11 protein-coding genes are annotated in these 14697 nt (G+C 64.3%); 8 read left to right on the forward strand and 3 right to left on the reverse strand.

Going from position 1 to position 14697, the window contains the following annotated elements; translation table 11 throughout:
• The first annotated feature begins 19 nt into the window (after positions 1-19).
• Complete coding sequence (locus tag GEMMAAP_RS01030) at positions 20-472, forward strand: hypothetical protein (protein ID WP_026849072.1); 453 nt, start codon at positions 20-22, stop codon at positions 470-472.
• Positions 473-481: 9 nt separating this feature from the next.
• On the opposite strand, the gene GEMMAAP_RS01035 is transcribed toward GEMMAAP_RS01030, so the two are convergent.
• The 3 genes from GEMMAAP_RS01035 to murB all read right to left on the reverse strand — a co-directional run bounded on the left by GEMMAAP_RS01035 (position 482) and on the right by murB (position 6626).
• On the reverse strand, positions 482-1804 hold the full coding sequence (locus GEMMAAP_RS01035; protein WP_145978934.1) for a hypothetical protein: 1323 nt from the start codon (positions 1802-1804) through the stop codon (positions 482-484).
• Between the two features lie 46 nt (positions 1805-1850).
• Positions 1851-5597, reverse strand: coding sequence for a TonB-dependent receptor (locus GEMMAAP_RS01040; RefSeq protein WP_026849074.1), 3747 nt, complete (start codon positions 5595-5597; stop codon positions 1851-1853).
• Positions 5598-5699: 102 nt separating this feature from the next.
• On the reverse strand, positions 5700-6626 hold the full coding sequence (gene murB / locus GEMMAAP_RS01045; protein ID WP_026849075.1) for a UDP-N-acetylmuramate dehydrogenase: 927 nt from the start codon (positions 6624-6626) through the stop codon (positions 5700-5702).
• 243 nt (positions 6627-6869) lie between these two features.
• On the opposite strand from murB, the gene GEMMAAP_RS01050 reads away from it, so the two are divergent.
• From GEMMAAP_RS01050 to GEMMAAP_RS01080, 7 genes are all read left to right on the forward strand, one after another.
• Positions 6870-7268 carry a helix-turn-helix domain-containing protein gene (locus tag GEMMAAP_RS01050; protein ID WP_053333902.1) on the forward strand — a complete coding sequence of 133 codons (399 nt, stop codon included), beginning with the start codon at positions 6870-6872 and terminating at the stop codon, positions 7266-7268.
• The gene (locus tag GEMMAAP_RS01055) at positions 7265-7753 is read left to right on the forward strand and encodes a hypothetical protein (RefSeq protein ID WP_026849076.1); all 489 of its coding nucleotides are present in this window, start codon (positions 7265-7267) and stop codon (positions 7751-7753) included. The genes GEMMAAP_RS01050 and GEMMAAP_RS01055 overlap by 4 nt, the downstream gene beginning before the upstream one ends.
• Before the next feature lie 130 nt (positions 7754-7883).
• Positions 7884-9323: a M16 family metallopeptidase gene (locus GEMMAAP_RS01060; protein WP_053333903.1), complete on the forward strand. Its 1440-nt coding sequence runs from the start codon at positions 7884-7886 to the stop codon at positions 9321-9323.
• The gene (locus tag GEMMAAP_RS01065; RefSeq protein ID WP_026849077.1) at positions 9320-10717 is read left to right on the forward strand and encodes a M16 family metallopeptidase; all 1398 of its coding nucleotides are present in this window, start codon (positions 9320-9322) and stop codon (positions 10715-10717) included. Before GEMMAAP_RS01060 ends, GEMMAAP_RS01065 begins: the two co-directional genes overlap by 4 nt.
• A 165-nt stretch (positions 10718-10882) precedes the next feature.
• The gene (locus GEMMAAP_RS01070; RefSeq protein WP_043580108.1) at positions 10883-11596 is read left to right on the forward strand and encodes a DUF429 domain-containing protein; all 714 of its coding nucleotides are present in this window, start codon (positions 10883-10885) and stop codon (positions 11594-11596) included.
• A gap of 42 nt (positions 11597-11638) precedes the next feature.
• The gene (locus tag GEMMAAP_RS01075) at positions 11639-13150 is read left to right on the forward strand and encodes a Gfo/Idh/MocA family protein (protein ID WP_026849079.1); all 1512 of its coding nucleotides are present in this window, start codon (positions 11639-11641) and stop codon (positions 13148-13150) included.
• Positions 13150-14661 carry a M20/M25/M40 family metallo-hydrolase gene (locus tag GEMMAAP_RS01080; protein ID WP_053333904.1) on the forward strand — a complete coding sequence of 504 codons (1512 nt, stop codon included), beginning with the start codon at positions 13150-13152 and terminating at the stop codon, positions 14659-14661. Before GEMMAAP_RS01075 ends, GEMMAAP_RS01080 begins: the two co-directional genes overlap by 1 nt.
• Positions 14662-14697: the final 36 nt, after the last annotated feature.

Raw genomic sequence — 14697 nt, forward strand, 5'->3', positions numbered from 1 at the left:
ACGATATTCTTCACTTATCATGACACCAAAGACGCTCGGCATTCTCGCTGCCTTCCTGCTCTGCAGCGCCTGCTCGGATGCGCCATCGGATCAGGTGGCAGACACGGCGCTACCGCCAACTGACGCGGTCGCCTCGGCGCTGCCCACGCTGCCCAAGTTTGGTGACGTGGTACCGGACAGCGGCCCTCCGGTGCAGCAGGTGCGGAGCGCAGCTGGTGTACGCCTTGTGATGGACCCGGCGCCGGGGGATCAGATCAACGCGCTGCAGCCGCCGGTGCTGGTCTTGGCAAACGGCCAACGCCTGCTGTTCGCAGGGTCGGCCGTCACCAAAGACAGTGCCTATTTCGTGGGCGAGGTCGCGTTGTCCGTTCCCGCTGCCACCCTGCCACTTCGCGGCGAACTCACCACCAGCTATTGCCGGAAGGGTGAGAACTTGTGCCGGACCGCGAAACGGCAGATCGCCGCCGAGTAGCTGCGTGCGCTAGCGCACCGTGGCGCGCTCAATGACGGTGCTGGTGGGCGTGCGCTGCGCGAGGTATACCACGCCGCCCGGGCCGAAGCCCAGAATGGTACGTCCTTCGGGAATGAGTACACGCTCCGTGACCACGCCCTGACTGTTGATCACGTCGTACACTGAACCCGCCGGCTGCGGCTTGGTCGCAATGGTCAGCACCCAGATGTTGCCATCGGCGTCGGCGCGGGTGTTGTTGGCAAAGAACGGCGGCTGGTAGTCGGGAATCTCACTGGCCGACACCACGTTGATCTTGGGGGCGGAAATCTGCGGCGCGCGCGCCGGCGCACCACCAGCCGGGCCGGCACTGGCCTCGAAGCGCATCACCACCTGCGGGCGGGCGCCACCAGCACCGCCCATGGCCGCCCCAAACGCCGACGCCATCGCTGCGCCCTGCGACGGATTCGCGGCTGCCTGCTTGTCGAGAATGGTCTTTACGCTATCGACCAGCTTGGTCTTGTCTTCGTCGGTCATGCGCTTCCAGTCAAACGCCATCTTGGGGGACTCGCGACGCGTGCCGTTGGCGTCCACCCAATCCACGTGGTAATCGCGACCGCGCAAGAAGCCCACGGTTCCATTGGGGAGCACCGCCCAGTCATCGATGGTGGGGAGCGGGTTGACCTCAATGGAGATATTCATTTTGCCATCGTCGGTGCGATTGATGCTGGTATTCGTCTTGGGGATCTTCACGAAACCCAGCGTATCCACCACGCGTGTCTGCAGATTGACGCGCGTAATGGCCATCGTGTCGGCCATGGTGGGCATCTGTGGTGTGCCCGTGCTCGACATCTGCATGCGCATGCCGGGCATGCCGCGGTACACCAGGTGCCCTTCGCTGTAGTACGCGCCCGCCCCCATGCCACCGGCGGCCAGCATCATGGCGTCCTGCGCACGCGGCACCGACATGACTCGCTGTACTTCACCGTTGGCGTCGATGACCAGCATGGAGAGCGACTGCGCGTCCACGAACAGGGTGGAGTCGCCGCGGAAGGCGATCAAACTCGCCAACCCGCCGCCGTACGCGTTCGGATTTCCGGGGGTCGTATCCGCCACCACCTTGAGCACCGCAAACGTGGAGTCGAGCAGCAGCACCCGCTTGGCCGTGATGTCGTTCACCAGCAACTTGCCGCCGGGGAGCGCGCGAATGTTGTTCACCGTGCCCAGCGAATCCTTGGAAACGGCCTTCACGCTCCCCAACGGGCGGATTGCTGGACGGCTGGAGGATGTTGGAGCCTGCGCGCGCAGGGTGGGGGCAGCGAGGGCGAGGGCGGCGAGAAGGAGGCGAGGGTACATATGAGTATGATCGGAAGGTTTGTGGTGCTGAGTGCGTTCAGGGAGCCTATTGCCGCATGATGATCGTCTGCGCCCCACCGCCCATGCCGCCGGCCATCATCATGCCGGGGTTGAGCATCATGCCACCACCACCACCGGCGGTGCCGGAGCGGATGGTCTTGAGATAGCGGTCGTCAAGCGCGAGGGCGATGAACGGCGGGAGTTTCCGGAACTGCTGCGCCGTGAGCAGCTTCTTCACCTGTGGCGCGTAGCCACGCAGCATATCAATGCTGGCTTCACGCGCGCGCACATACTGGAAGTAAATGCGATCCTTGTCGTAGCCGTCGGGGAGCGCCGCAAACTGTGTGGCAATGGGAGCCCAGATGGAATCGAGACGCACCAGATAGCGACGGTTCATCGTGGCCATGGCGTCGGCCTGATCGGAGCTCAGCTTGAGTGTATCCTGATCACGCAGAATGGTACCCAACGGGTTGGGCACGCCACCGTTGCCGAATTGGGCCTTGATGAGCGGGGCCGTGGCCTTCACGCCGTCGGTGCGACGACCACGGTCGAGCGCCTGCGTGAGCACCTGCCGTTCGCGCGTGGGGCCAATATCGTAGCGCACCGACGCCGTGACCGTGACCGGGGCTCGGAACTGCTGGAACTGCGGGTTGGTGGCGGCAAAGCGCTCGTTCACTTCGTACTTGTAGCGGCGCGTCACCGGATCAAAGCCGCGCACATACAGCAGCGACTGATCGAGGAACGGCTGCTGTCCCCAGCCGCGCAGGTTGTTTTCGCCGTGCAGCAGCAGATCTGCCGCGCCAATGGGGTTGGACACGTTGAGCGAGATGTTCATCCGCTGCGGCAGGCGCAGCTTGAGCGGGTTGAGGCCAATGCTCAAATTGGCCGTGGTGATCCACGGACCCTGGCAGCTGTTGCGTGCCGCCAACGTGCCCAGCTGACGTGTCAGGCATTCCTTGGCTACCCGCGACCCGTTCTGCAGCAGCGCTTGCATGCCGCTGGCCACCACGGCATCGGCGGTAGCGGCCGGATTGAACACGAATGCCCGGTCATTGGCAAAGCCATCACCGTTCACATCACCACCAATGGTGGGCGTCAGCGGTGTGCCGGAGCGGATCTGCCCGAACCAGCCAATCCGCACCACATCAAAGGCGTTCCAGTTGATCGTGTACGTGATCTGGTGTCGGGAGTCAAACCCTGAGCGCGACCAGTCTACGTCGAGTGGATTACCCGCCGTGCTTTGGAAGCCGCGGAACTGCTCGCGCACGTTGCCATATGTGTAGCTGGCGTTCCAGCTGAAGTTGGTGTTGAACGCCAACGGTGACAGGCGCACGCTGAACTGCCCGCTGCGCGAGCGCAGGTCACTCACCTGTTCCGACACTCGCTGGTACTGTGCCACCTGACGGCCGTCGCCGGCGGCAATACCACCCGTGAGTGGTACAATGCTGGACACATTCACAAACACCGGACGGTTGTCTTCGTTGTCGAGGGCGAAGCGCTGCGCGCCGCCAAAGTTGCGATCAATGAAGCTGGCCTGTTGGGTGTTGAGCGAGTACGTCGCGTCAAACGATGCATTGAAGCGGTTCCAGAGCACCGGGCCGCTCCAGCTCAGGTTGCTGCGCACACTGCGCGCCGGGGCAAAATTGCTGCTGAACAGCGTCACGTTGGGGACGCTGTTGTTGAACAATGATCCCGTGCTGCCATCGGCGCAGCGCGACGGAATGTTGGAGAGCGACGTATACGCATTCCAGTCGGGCGAGGGCACCGCGCCACCCACACATGCCAACTGCTGAATGGCACTGGCCAACCCGGTGTTGTCGATCGCCGATCCAATCGTGGTGGCCTGCGGCGTGTTCTGAAAGACGCCTACGCCGCCGCGCACCACGGCACGCGGGCCGCGGAAGGCGCCTTCAAAGGCCCCGATTTGCGGGCCTGTGCCATACTGCCACGAGAAGCCAATGCGCGGGCTCACGAACACCCCGTTGGGCACTCGATCGTTGCGAAGGCCCAAGCGCGCTTCGAGGTCGGTGTTCCGCGTTGGCGTGTTGAGAAACTGATTGGCGTCCACTCGCACGCCGTACTGAATTTGCAGCGTTTGCGAGCGACGGTACGAATCGCCCAGCGAGATGGCCCCAATCACCACACTGGCATCACGCTCCCGCGGCGACAGCGTGCGCGTATACGACAGCGGCAACCCGGCCTGCAAATCGGCCAGTGAGTTGTAGGTAAACGTGCCCAGCCGGTTGGTCGTCTGATCCTGCGCCGAGCCGTCACGACGGATTTCCGTGCCCAGCTTGAGACGGTGTTTGTTGTTGCCGCTGAACCACGACAGCGTATTGTTGGCCATCAGGCTCGTGCTCTGCTGCGTGGTGTTCAGAAACTGGTTGCCACCAAACGACAGCACCTGCACCCCACTGCTGCCGTCGGCAAAGGTGGAGTTCACGCGCACACGTCCTGCCGGCAGGTTGAGATACGGGTCGCCTTCGGCGTTGGAGGCACTGAAGCCGGCGCTGGTTTCGGTGAGCATTCCCACACCGAAGAGCGTGAAGTAGCCACTGTGTCGCCCCTGCAGGCCACCGTTCCAGCTGGTGCGTTCTGCCCCCGTATTGGGCAACGACGTGGTGAGCGGCGTGAACGCCGGGTTCTGCTTGTTCCACCCCGCGTTCACCGTGAGGTTGTACGCGGCGCCACTGCTGCTGGAGGGCGGCGCAAAGTCGATGGCCCCCAGCAACGAGCCCTGGTCGGTAAGCCGACTGCCGGGAATGCCGCCGCTGGTAATGGGGACACGGTTCGACCCCAGAATGCCCACGAGACGGGTCACCGAATCACTGCTCACGCCACTCGCCTGCAACCCCGACGACGACGTGTTGAGCAACGACTGCAGGTCGCTGCTGCGACGCCCCAGCTGATACGACACATTGTAGAACGCCTTGTCGAACACCAGCGGGCCGGAGACACTGCCCCCCAGCGACCCATTGGTGTACTCCTGCCCGGTCGCGCGCGCCGCCGCATCGGTCCACTGCAACTGTGGGGCGTCACCTACGAGACTCAGCCCGCGATTGCTGAAGTTGGTGCCCGAGCGCGTACGCAGCTGAAACTGCCCGCCGCTGAAGCCACCGCGTGATACATCGTACGGCGAGGTAATGAGCGAACTGAGCACGCCGGCATCGCGCGGCAATCCCGCGCCGCCGAACATCATGCCGTTGAGCGTGGTGTTGTTCTGATCGGCACCCAGCCCCAGCACCGAAAACCCATTGGCCCCACCATCCTGACCGGGGACCAACTGCACGCCGGGCAAGGTGGCGGCCATGGCGGCGAGGTCTCCCATCTGGTCGGGGGGCAGCGCGGCCAGGTTGCTGATGGTCCGCTCGGTGCCACCAATATCCTGCGCCACTTCCCCACGCGACACGCGCTGTCGTTCGGCGGTCACGCGCATGGCATCGAGCACCGTCCCCACCTTGGTGAGCTTGGCGTCGGCCAGCAACACATCTTCGTCGGCGGCCCGCTTCACTTCAAAGCGGCGCTGCGCGAAGCCCACCGCGTTGATGGTGACCATGTAGTCGCCATCGCCGTTGGGGAACGTGACCGTAAAACGCCCGGCGCGATCGGTACGTGCGGTGCGGTTTACGTTGCCCGAGAGCGACGTGATCACGATGGACACGTTTTCGAGCGGTTCGTTGTCCTGGCCGGTGATGCGGCCACGGATGACATCAAGCTGTTGGGCGAACGCCGGCGGGGCACAGAGCGCCAGCAACGCGAACAGGAGAGGGATCAGCGAAAAACGACGGGGCACGTCGGGAGGTGTCAGAGAAACAAAGGGGTGACTCCCTAGAGCTACGGGAAATCACGTACCAGCGTTTCGACACCGAGGACGCGTCCGAGCGTTTCCGCCCAATCAGAATTCCCCGATGAACCCGATCTCCGGCTCCAGCTGGTATCCGAACCTCTCCCGAACCGCCTGCTGGGCGTGGGCAATGAGCGCACGCACGTCGGCCGCGGTGGCGTGGCCGAGGTTCACCAGAATGTTCGCGTGGATATGCGAAATCTGTGCGTCGCCCACGCGGAACCCCTTGAGCCCACACTGATCAATGAGCCGGCCGGCCCCCACGCCCTCGATCTTCTTGAAGATGGAGCCAGCGCTGGGGTGTACCTGCAGCCACGGGTGCCGAGAGCCGCGCCACGACAGATTCTCCTGCAGAATCTGATGGAGCCGAGCCGGGTCGGCGCGCTCGAGTTGAAAGCGGGCACTCAGCACCACGTCGCGCCGGTGATGAAACACCGTATCGTCGTAGCCGAACTGGATGTAGTCGGCGTTCACCGTGCGGCGTTCCCCCTCTTCGGTGAGAATGTCGCAGTCGGCGAAGACTTCGCTGATGAACATGGTGCGTTCCCGCTCGGGGGCCGGCGACAGAAAGTGGAGATTCTGCCAGAGCGCGCCGCCCACCGTACTGGGAATGCCGATGTAGTGCTCGAGCCCCGACCAGCCGGCGCGGACCGTGTCGAGTACCAGGTCGCCAACCACGGCGCCGCTTTCGGACCAGAGCACGCCGTCGCTGCTGAGCGTGTGGGCGGCGGCGCAGTTGCGAATGACCAACCCGGGCACGCCCTTGTCGCCCACCAGAATATTGGCCCCCAACCCCAGCACGAACCACGGCATGCTGGCCGAGCAGGCCGCCGTGATGGCCGCGGCCAGGTCGTCGGCCGATGTGGCCTCATACAGCCATTCGGCCGGCCCACCAATCTTGAAGGTGGTGTAGGGGGCGAGCGGTGCGTGTGCCGTAAGACGCGAGGACGTGAGCGAGGAAAGCGCCGAAGGGACCATTAGGAATGCACGGTGAGTGGCAAGTCGTCGGGCACGACGGATAGGCCCGCGGCGCGCGCGCTGGTGCGGACCCAGTGCAAGAATACACCAGCTGCTGGACAGCTGGGTGAGGTCGTGCGGGACGGCGAGCGATTCCACGATGTGGTCACCGGACCCGGCATCCACCAAGAGACCAGCAACGAATCCGTTCCCGGCGCATCAACTATCAGTTGAAAAACATATGGCAATGGATATACTGATACTATGTACAATATATCAACCATTCACCGCGCGGTCCGTGAAGCGCGTCAGGCCGCTTATCTGACCCAGCGGGAGCTGGCCGATCGCGTCGGTACGTCGCAGTCGGCAGTCGCCGCCCTCGAACGTGGCGACGGCAATCCTACGGTGGAGACGCTGGCGCGCCTCGCGGCGGCGGTGGGCATGCAGCTGCAGGTCACCCTGACCCCGGTGGCGCCCCCAGATCCGGTGGTTGCGCTGTACAAGCAAGGCGTCGATCGGACGCTGCTACGGGAGAATCTGCGCCGCTCCGTTGACGAGCGGCTGCGCACCCTCGGCGAGTGGCAGGAGAATGGGCGGGCCCTTGCCGAGGCGACTGCGCGGGCAAAGCGGGCGCGCCACACGCCACGGGCCGGCGAACCATGACCCAGCTTGAGCAACTGCTACGGGCCCTCCACGAGGCCCGCGTGGAGTTCATCGTGGTGGGTGGGGTCGCCGCCCGCGCGCACGGCTCCTCCCGGCTCACCGACGACCTCGACATCTCGTACGCACGCTCGCCAGCGAATCTCGCTCGCCTGGTGGAGGCGCTTGGGCCGCTCAATCCCTACTTGCGTGGCGCACCACCGGGGCTGCCGTTCGAGTGGTCGGTGGCCACGCTGCGGGCGGGGCTGAACTTCACCCTCACCACCAGCGCGGGGGCCATCGATCTGCTCGGCGAAATCACCGGCGGCGGTCACTATGAAGAACTCCTCGCGCATACCCTCCCGATTACCATCTTCGGCTGCGACCTGCAGCTGCTCGACCTGCCGTGGCTGGTGCGTGTGAAGCGCGCCGCGGGTCGCCCCAAGGACCTCGAGGTAATCGCGGAACTCGAGGCGCTCCAGGAAGAAATCGACGCGCAGGATACGTGAGACGCTGTCCGGAACGGCGCACCGTCGGACCATCTTCTTTTGTGTGCGGACCCCGGCGCTAGCGAGCGCGGTAGCAGGGGTGGCATCCTACCCTACCAGAACTCCGCGTCGGCTTCCTTTCACCTTCGGTATGACTGCTTATTCGCTTGCCCGTCGGCTCGCTGCCGCGTGCCTAACCGCGACCACGTTGGCTACCGCGGCGCTCGCCGTGGCTGCGTCGCCCGCACCCGCGCACGCCCAGTCCCGCGCCGAGCTCGACAAGGTGTTGCGGCGCAAGGTGTTGGCCAACGGCATGGAAGTCATCGTGGTGGAGAACCACGGCGTGCCCATTGCCACGCTGGAGATCAATGTGCGCAACGGCGCCTTTACGCAGTCGCCCGAGTATGCCGGCCTGGCGCACATGTACGAGCACATGTTCTTCAAGGCCAACAAGGACCTGCCCACGGCCGACGCGTTCAACGACCGCGCCGGTGAACTGGGCGCCGTGTTCAATGGTACTACTCAGGAAGAGCGGGTGAACTACTACCTCACGCTGCCGGCTGATTCGGTGGCCGGAGGGCTGTCGTTCCTGGCCAGTGCGCTCATCAACCCCAGCTTCCGCGACGACGAACTGGCGCGCGAGAAGGAAGTGGTGCTGGGCGAGTATGATCGCAACGAAGCGCAGCCGGGGTTCCAATGGCAGCAGCGGGCCAACGAACTGCTCTACCCTGGGCAGTCGAGCCGCAAGAACACCATTGGTGATCGCAAGGTGATTGCCAATGTCACCCCCGCGCAGATGCGCGAAATTCAGCGCAAGTACTACGTACCCAACAACTGCGCGCTCATTGTGACGGGTGACGTAAACCCCGAAGCCATCTTCGCGCTGGCGGAGAAAGTGTTTGGGGCGTGGCCGCGTGGTGAAGATCCCTTCAAGCTCGATCCCATTCCGCCCATTCCGGCGCTCGACGGCAACAAGTCGTCAATCAGCGAAGAGCCCATCAACGCCGTTGCGGTATTGATGCAGTGGCAGGGACCCAGCGTGGGGAAAGATCCCGGCGCCACTTTTGCCGCCGACGTGTTCAGTGATGTGTTGAATACGCCCGGCTCCACCTTTCAGAAAAATCTGGTGGATAGCGGCCTCTGGTTGGCGGTTGGCGTGAACTACTACACGCTCAATCAGGTGGGTCCCATATCGGTGAGTGGACAGACCACCCCCGACAAATTCCGCGCGGCCATGGCGGCGCTGGAACGTGAGCTCGCCCGCTTCAACGATCCCACATACGTGTCCCCGCGCGAACTGGAAGCGGTGAAAGCGCAGCGCACGGTGTCGAGTGCCTTCGGCATTGAGAAGGCGTCGGAGATTGCCCACACCATTGGCTTCTGGTGGAGCGTGGCCAGCCTCGACTACTTCATGAGCTACACCGATCGCATGGCACAGCAACGCATCACGGATCTCATGCGCTATACCAGTACGTATATCATTGGAAAGCCACGCGTGACCAACGTGTTGCTCTCCAGTGACGCCCGTCGTGCCATTGGGCTGACGGAAAAAGAGTTGCTGACGCCGTTCAAGGCGGGGGTGAAGCAGTGAGCGCGCGTCGACTTTTCGTCGCGGTGGCAACCGCCGCCTCGCTGTTGCCACTCGGTGCGCATGCCCAGGCCACGCGCGCGCCGGTCCGGCGTCCGGTTGCCAAGCCAGTCGCCAAGCCAGTTGCGGAGCCGCCGGCATCGCCGGCCATCATGGGCGACGACTCGCTCACCATGAAGTTCGAGGTGAGCGGCATTCCCGTCATTCTGCGTCGTGTCACGGCCAACAACGTGGTGGCGGCCAATCTGTATCTGCTGGGTGGCGCCCGACAGCTGACGCCGGCCACGCAGGGCATTGAGCTCATGCTGCTCGAAGCCAGCGAGCGCGGTACGCAGAAATACCCGCGCGATCTGCTGCGCAGCAAAATGGCGCGGTTGGGGAGTGCCATTGGTGTAAGCGCTGGCGCGGACTGGACCAGCATGGGGTTGCGCGCCACCACGACGGGCTTTGACAGCACCTGGGCCATTATGGCGGATCGCGTGGTTGCCCCCCGCATCGACGCCCCCGATGTGGAGTTCGTGCGGGAGCAGTTCGTGACGGCGGTGAGCCAGCGCAAGGACAGCCCCGATGCGCTCCTCGATTTTCTCGCCGACAGCATGGCGTTTGCCGGCCATCCGTATGCGCTCGAACCCACGGGCTCCGAAGCGTCACTCAAGAGCATTACGGCCGCTCAGCTGCGCGACTATCACCGTACACAAATGGTGACGTCGCGCATGCTGCTGGTGGTGGTAGGCAATGTGTCGCGCAGCAAGGTGGAGAAGCTGGTGCGTGAGAGCATTGGGCGCCTGCCGCGCGGTACGTATGCCTGGTCGCTCCCCGATCCGCCGGCCGATTTGCCCAGCGGCTATGTAGTGGAAAAGCGTGCACTCCCTACCAACTACCTGCAGGGGTACTTCCACGGACCCAAGGCTACCAGCCAGGATTACGCCGCCCTGCGCCTCGCCTGCGCGGTGTTGTCGGGGCGGCTGTTTGGCGAGGTGCGTCAGCGCCGCAACCTGTCGTACTCGGTCAACGCGCCCTTCGTGGAACGCGCCTTCTCACTGGGTGGGCTCTACGTCACCACCACCCAGCCCGACGAAGTGCTCTCCATCATGCTGCAGCAGATCAAGGCGCTGCAGGAGGGCATCATTACAGAGGAAGGGCTGGAGCAGCTGGTGCAGCAATTCATTGTCACGTACTTCCTCGACAACGAAACCAACGCCGACCAGGCCAACATGCTGGCGCGCGCCGAGCTGTATCAGGGTGACTTCCGCCGTGCGTCGCGTTTCGTGCAGGAGCTGCGCGCCGTAACCCCCGAAGAAATTCAGCGCGCCGCCCGCACCTACATGCGCAACGTGCGCTGGGCGTACGTGGGCGACCCGGCCAAGGTCACGGGTGCGCGGTTGCTGCGCTTCTGACTTAAGGTGTAGCCTGGAGCACGTTGAACCGATGGCACGGAGGTATCCAAGGCATCCGAGGCATCCAAGAACAGCAATGTTGTTTCTTGGATGCCTTGAATGTCTTGGATGCCTTCGTGCTATCAGTTCAAATCAACTTGCACCAAACAGGTCTCCGTGAATGCCATGCCCCGTATCCTCTCCGTCGATCTCGCCTACAAGCACTACCGTGATGTCGGCGTCGCACTGCTCGAGGCCACGCCACGCGGCATCGCCGTCACGCTGCTCGATATTCCACTCAGCGGCGCACCAACGCCGGATGCACTCTGCGAGTGGTTGGTCCTCAGCGCTGCGGAATACGCCGTCAGTGGCCTCTGCATCGATGGCCCGCTCGGCTGGAAAGCCCCACACACCGACGCGGTACACAGCCGCGTGAGCGAAAAGGCCGTGCGTGCGCCCGGCAAAACCGGACTGCCCCCCAATGGCGTGAAGCCGCGCGGCTATCTGGCGTTCACGCAGTTCTCCATTGCCCTCTTTGAGCGGCTCACCATGCGCGAGGGGTTCGTGCTGCCTGGGGACGAATCGCCGAGCGATGGATTGTTCGTCACCGAAACGTTCCCTACGGCGGCTTGGCGGGCGCTCGGACTCACGGCGCTGCCGGGCAAGGCGGCCACGAAGCCGCACGGCATGGACGCCGCGCGCGAGCGGTTGGCCCTGGCCACCGGCATTGAGCTGCCCTCACACATCACGCACGACCAGCTGCAGGCCGTCGTGGGTGGCATTGCGGGGGTGCGCTGGGCCGGCGGCGAGCGCGATGCCGTACAGTTGGCTGGTTTACCGCCCTTTCGCCTCGACGGATGCTGGCGCGAGGGCTATATCATGGTTCCAGCGTCCGCGTGATCGCACGCGCCTGACGCCCTCCCCGTTTTCTCCCCGCCTGCCATGTCTGATTCGTTCTCCCGCCGGGACTTTGTCGGCACCAGCGCCACTCTGGCCATGGGTGCCATGTTCGTGCCGAGGCATGTGCTCGGTGGTCAGGGCTTCCGGGCCCCCAGCGACAAGCTCAACATTGCCTGCGTGGGAATTGGCGGCATGGGCATGAGCAACATGTCCCAGATGCTCACCGAGAACATCGTCGCGGTGTGCGACGTGGACTTCGGCTACGTGGAGCGTTCGCTTCAAGGGCGGCTCAAGCCCCGCGAAGGGCAGCCCACGCCGCAGAATGTGAAACTGGGTGAGGCGTACACCAAGGCGGCCAAGTACGCCGACTTCCGTGTCATGCTGGAGAAGCAGAAGGACATTGACGCGGTGATGATTGCCACCCCCGATCACCTGCACGCCACCATTGCGCTGGCCGCGATGTCGCTGGGCAAGCATGTGTACGTGCAGAAGCCGCTGGCCTTCTCGGTGTACGAGTCGCGCTTGCTGGCCAAGGCCGCGGCCAACAACCCCAAGATTGCCACGCAGATGGGTAATCAGGGGCACTCCATGGACGGCTCGCATCGCGTCACGGAAATCGTGCGTTCCGGCGTGCTGGGCAAGGTGCACGAGGTGCATGTGTGGACTGACCGTCCGGTCCGCTATTGGGCGCAGGGCATTCCGCGTCCGCGGGCGGCAGGGTCGGCGGTGCTCAACACCAATCCGCGTCCGCAGTGGAACATGGGCACGGTGGACAACGCCGTGCGCGCCGCCATGGCCGGCAACGATCATGCGCCGCCTGAGGGGTTCAACTGGGACCTGTACCTTGGCCCCGCCCCGGAAATTCCGTATCACCCGGCGTATCATCCGTTCGCCTGGCGCGGCTGGCTGGACTTTGGCGTAGGCGCGATTGGCGACATGGGTGCGCACCTCATTGATCAGGCGTATACCGCCCTCGAACTCACGTACCCCACCAGCATCACGGCCAGCTCCAGCCCGTGGGGCGGCGGCGAAAAGAATCCCGCGACATATCCGCTCGCGATGATGGCGCAGTTCGAATATCCGGCGGTGGGCAAGCGTGGACCGGTGGATCTCTACTGGTACGACGGCGGGCTGTTGCCGCCGCGCCCGGCCATGCTCCCCGATGACGCACCCATCTCCAACCCCGGAAGCGATGGTGGCGGGTCGATGATCATTGGTGACAAGGGGATGCTCATTCACGAGACGTACGGCAATCGTCCGCGCATCTATCCGGAAGGCACGTCCAAGAAGGCCGAGCAGGTGGCCAAGAGCATTCCGCGCATCACGGTGTCGCACGAGCAGAACTGGATTCAGGCCTCCAAGGGGGAAGCCAAGGCCAGCTCGCCGTTCTCGGTGGCGGCGCCACTCACGGAAACGATGCTGCTGGGTATTGCCGCGTTGCGTGCCGGTCAGGGACGCAAGGTGCTGTACGACGCGGAGAAGGTGCAGTTCACCAACGCGCCCGAAGCCAACCAGTACCTCACGCGCGCGTATCGCAAAGGCTGGGAACTCTGATGCCTTTCGCTCACGTAACGCGCGCCCGGACTCCGGGCGCGCGTGTCGTTTCTGCCACGCTTGCGACGCTCACGATCGCGCTGGCCACGCTCGCCGCACCGGTGCACGCCCAGAGCACCCCGTGGACCGTCACGACGCCCGCGCCGGCCGGCTTTGACCGCGCCCTCGCCCAGCGGGCGTCGCAGGCGCATCTCACCGCGCTCATCGGCCTCAACACGCAGAACCCGCCCGGGAACGAGCTGCTCACGGCGCGCTACTTCGACAGTGTCTTTGCCGCCGTGCCCGGTGTGGAACGTCATGTCCTCCCCGTCGCCAACGGTCGCGCCAACTTTGTGGCGCGTCTCAAAGCCACCAACCCCACCAAACGTCCCGTGCTCGTCATGGGGCACATGGACGTAGTGGGCGTGGACAGCACCAAGTGGAAGACCAATCCGTTTGCGGCCACGATCGTGCAGGAAGGCGACGTGTCGTATTTGTACGGGCGCGGCGCCATTGATGACAAGGGCATGCTGAGTACGGCGGTCGCTGCCCTGCAGCAGTTGGCGCTCAAGCGCGATCAGCTCGACCGCGATGTCATTTTCATGGCCACCGCAGCCGAAGAAGGCGGCCCGGAAGTCGGCATCGATGAAATGGTCAGCACGCACTTTGCGCTCATAAAAGACGCCGAATTCGCGCTGAACGAAGGCGGACGCGTGCGTGTGTCTGACGGCATGGTGAAGTCGGTGAATATCCAGACCACCGAGAAAGTCTCCTACAACGTGGTGGCCAAAGCCACGGGGCAGAGTGGTCACGCCAGTGTGCCGCTCGCCGGCAACGTGCTGGCGGCGCTCGCCCGCGCGGTGTCGCGTGTGCACGAATGGAAGGCCCCGGTGATGCTCAACGAGACGACCCGCCTCTACTTTGCGCGCCTCGCCCGGATTGAGCAGGATCCCGCCATGAAGGCCGCCATGCTCCGGGTCTCGGTCCCCGGCGCCAGCGCCGTGCAGATCAACGCGGCGGCAAAGGTGCTGTCGCGCGAGCCGCTGCACAACGCGGTGCTGCGCACGGGGCAGTCACTCACGCTCCTGAATGGTGGGATTCGCAGCAACGTCATTCCCAGCGAGGGGAGCGCCACCTTCAACGTGCGCGTCCTCCCCACCGACGACATCACGCGTACGGTGGCACAATTCAACCGGGTGGGTGGTGAATCGCAGGTGGTGTTTACGCTCGATGGCACGCCGCGCACGTCGCCGCCGGTGTCACCGGTGAGCACGGCGCTGTATCAGGCCATGGAGCAGGCGGCCACGGCCATGGTGCCCACCACAACGGTCATTCCGTTCATGAGCACGGGGGCCACCGACGGCGCCGCACTGCGGGCCAAAGGCATCCCCACGTACGGCATTCTCCCCATGCCATTGCCGATGGTCGATGAATTGCGGATGCACGGAGACAACGAACGGGTTCCGGTGGCCGCGCTGGGATGGGCCGCGGAATTCCTCTATCGCACACTGGAGCGCGTCACCGCGCGCTGAGCACACACCGCGTACCGCACACCGCTGTCGTCACGC

The organism is Gemmatimonas phototrophica (assembly GCF_000695095.2).
Lineage (GTDB): Bacteria > Gemmatimonadota > Gemmatimonadetes > Gemmatimonadales > Gemmatimonadaceae > Gemmatimonas > Gemmatimonas phototrophica.

What these genes read in the sequence shown, in the direction of transcription:
- GEMMAAP_RS01030 (WP_026849072.1), top strand. Translation starts at nt 20, where the DNA reads ATGACACCAAAGACGCTCGGCATTCTCGCTGCCTTCCTGCTCTGCAGC.
- GEMMAAP_RS01035 (WP_145978934.1), bottom strand. Translation starts at nt 1,804, where the DNA reads ATGTACCCTCGCCTCCTTCTCGCCGCCCTCGCCCTCGCTGCCCCCACC.
- murB (WP_026849075.1), bottom strand. Translation starts at nt 6,626, where the DNA reads ATGGTCCCTTCGGCGCTTTCCTCGCTCACGTCCTCGCGTCTTACGGCA.
- GEMMAAP_RS01050 (WP_053333902.1), top strand. Translation starts at nt 6,870, where the DNA reads ATGTACAATATATCAACCATTCACCGCGCGGTCCGTGAAGCGCGTCAG.
- GEMMAAP_RS01055 (WP_026849076.1), top strand. Translation starts at nt 7,265, where the DNA reads ATGACCCAGCTTGAGCAACTGCTACGGGCCCTCCACGAGGCCCGCGTG.
- GEMMAAP_RS01060 (WP_053333903.1), top strand. Translation starts at nt 7,884, where the DNA reads ATGACTGCTTATTCGCTTGCCCGTCGGCTCGCTGCCGCGTGCCTAACC.
- GEMMAAP_RS01070 (WP_043580108.1), top strand. Translation starts at nt 10,883, where the DNA reads ATGCCCCGTATCCTCTCCGTCGATCTCGCCTACAAGCACTACCGTGAT.
- GEMMAAP_RS01075 (WP_026849079.1), top strand. Translation starts at nt 11,639, where the DNA reads ATGTCTGATTCGTTCTCCCGCCGGGACTTTGTCGGCACCAGCGCCACT.
- GEMMAAP_RS01080 (WP_053333904.1), top strand. Translation starts at nt 13,150, where the DNA reads ATGCCTTTCGCTCACGTAACGCGCGCCCGGACTCCGGGCGCGCGTGTC.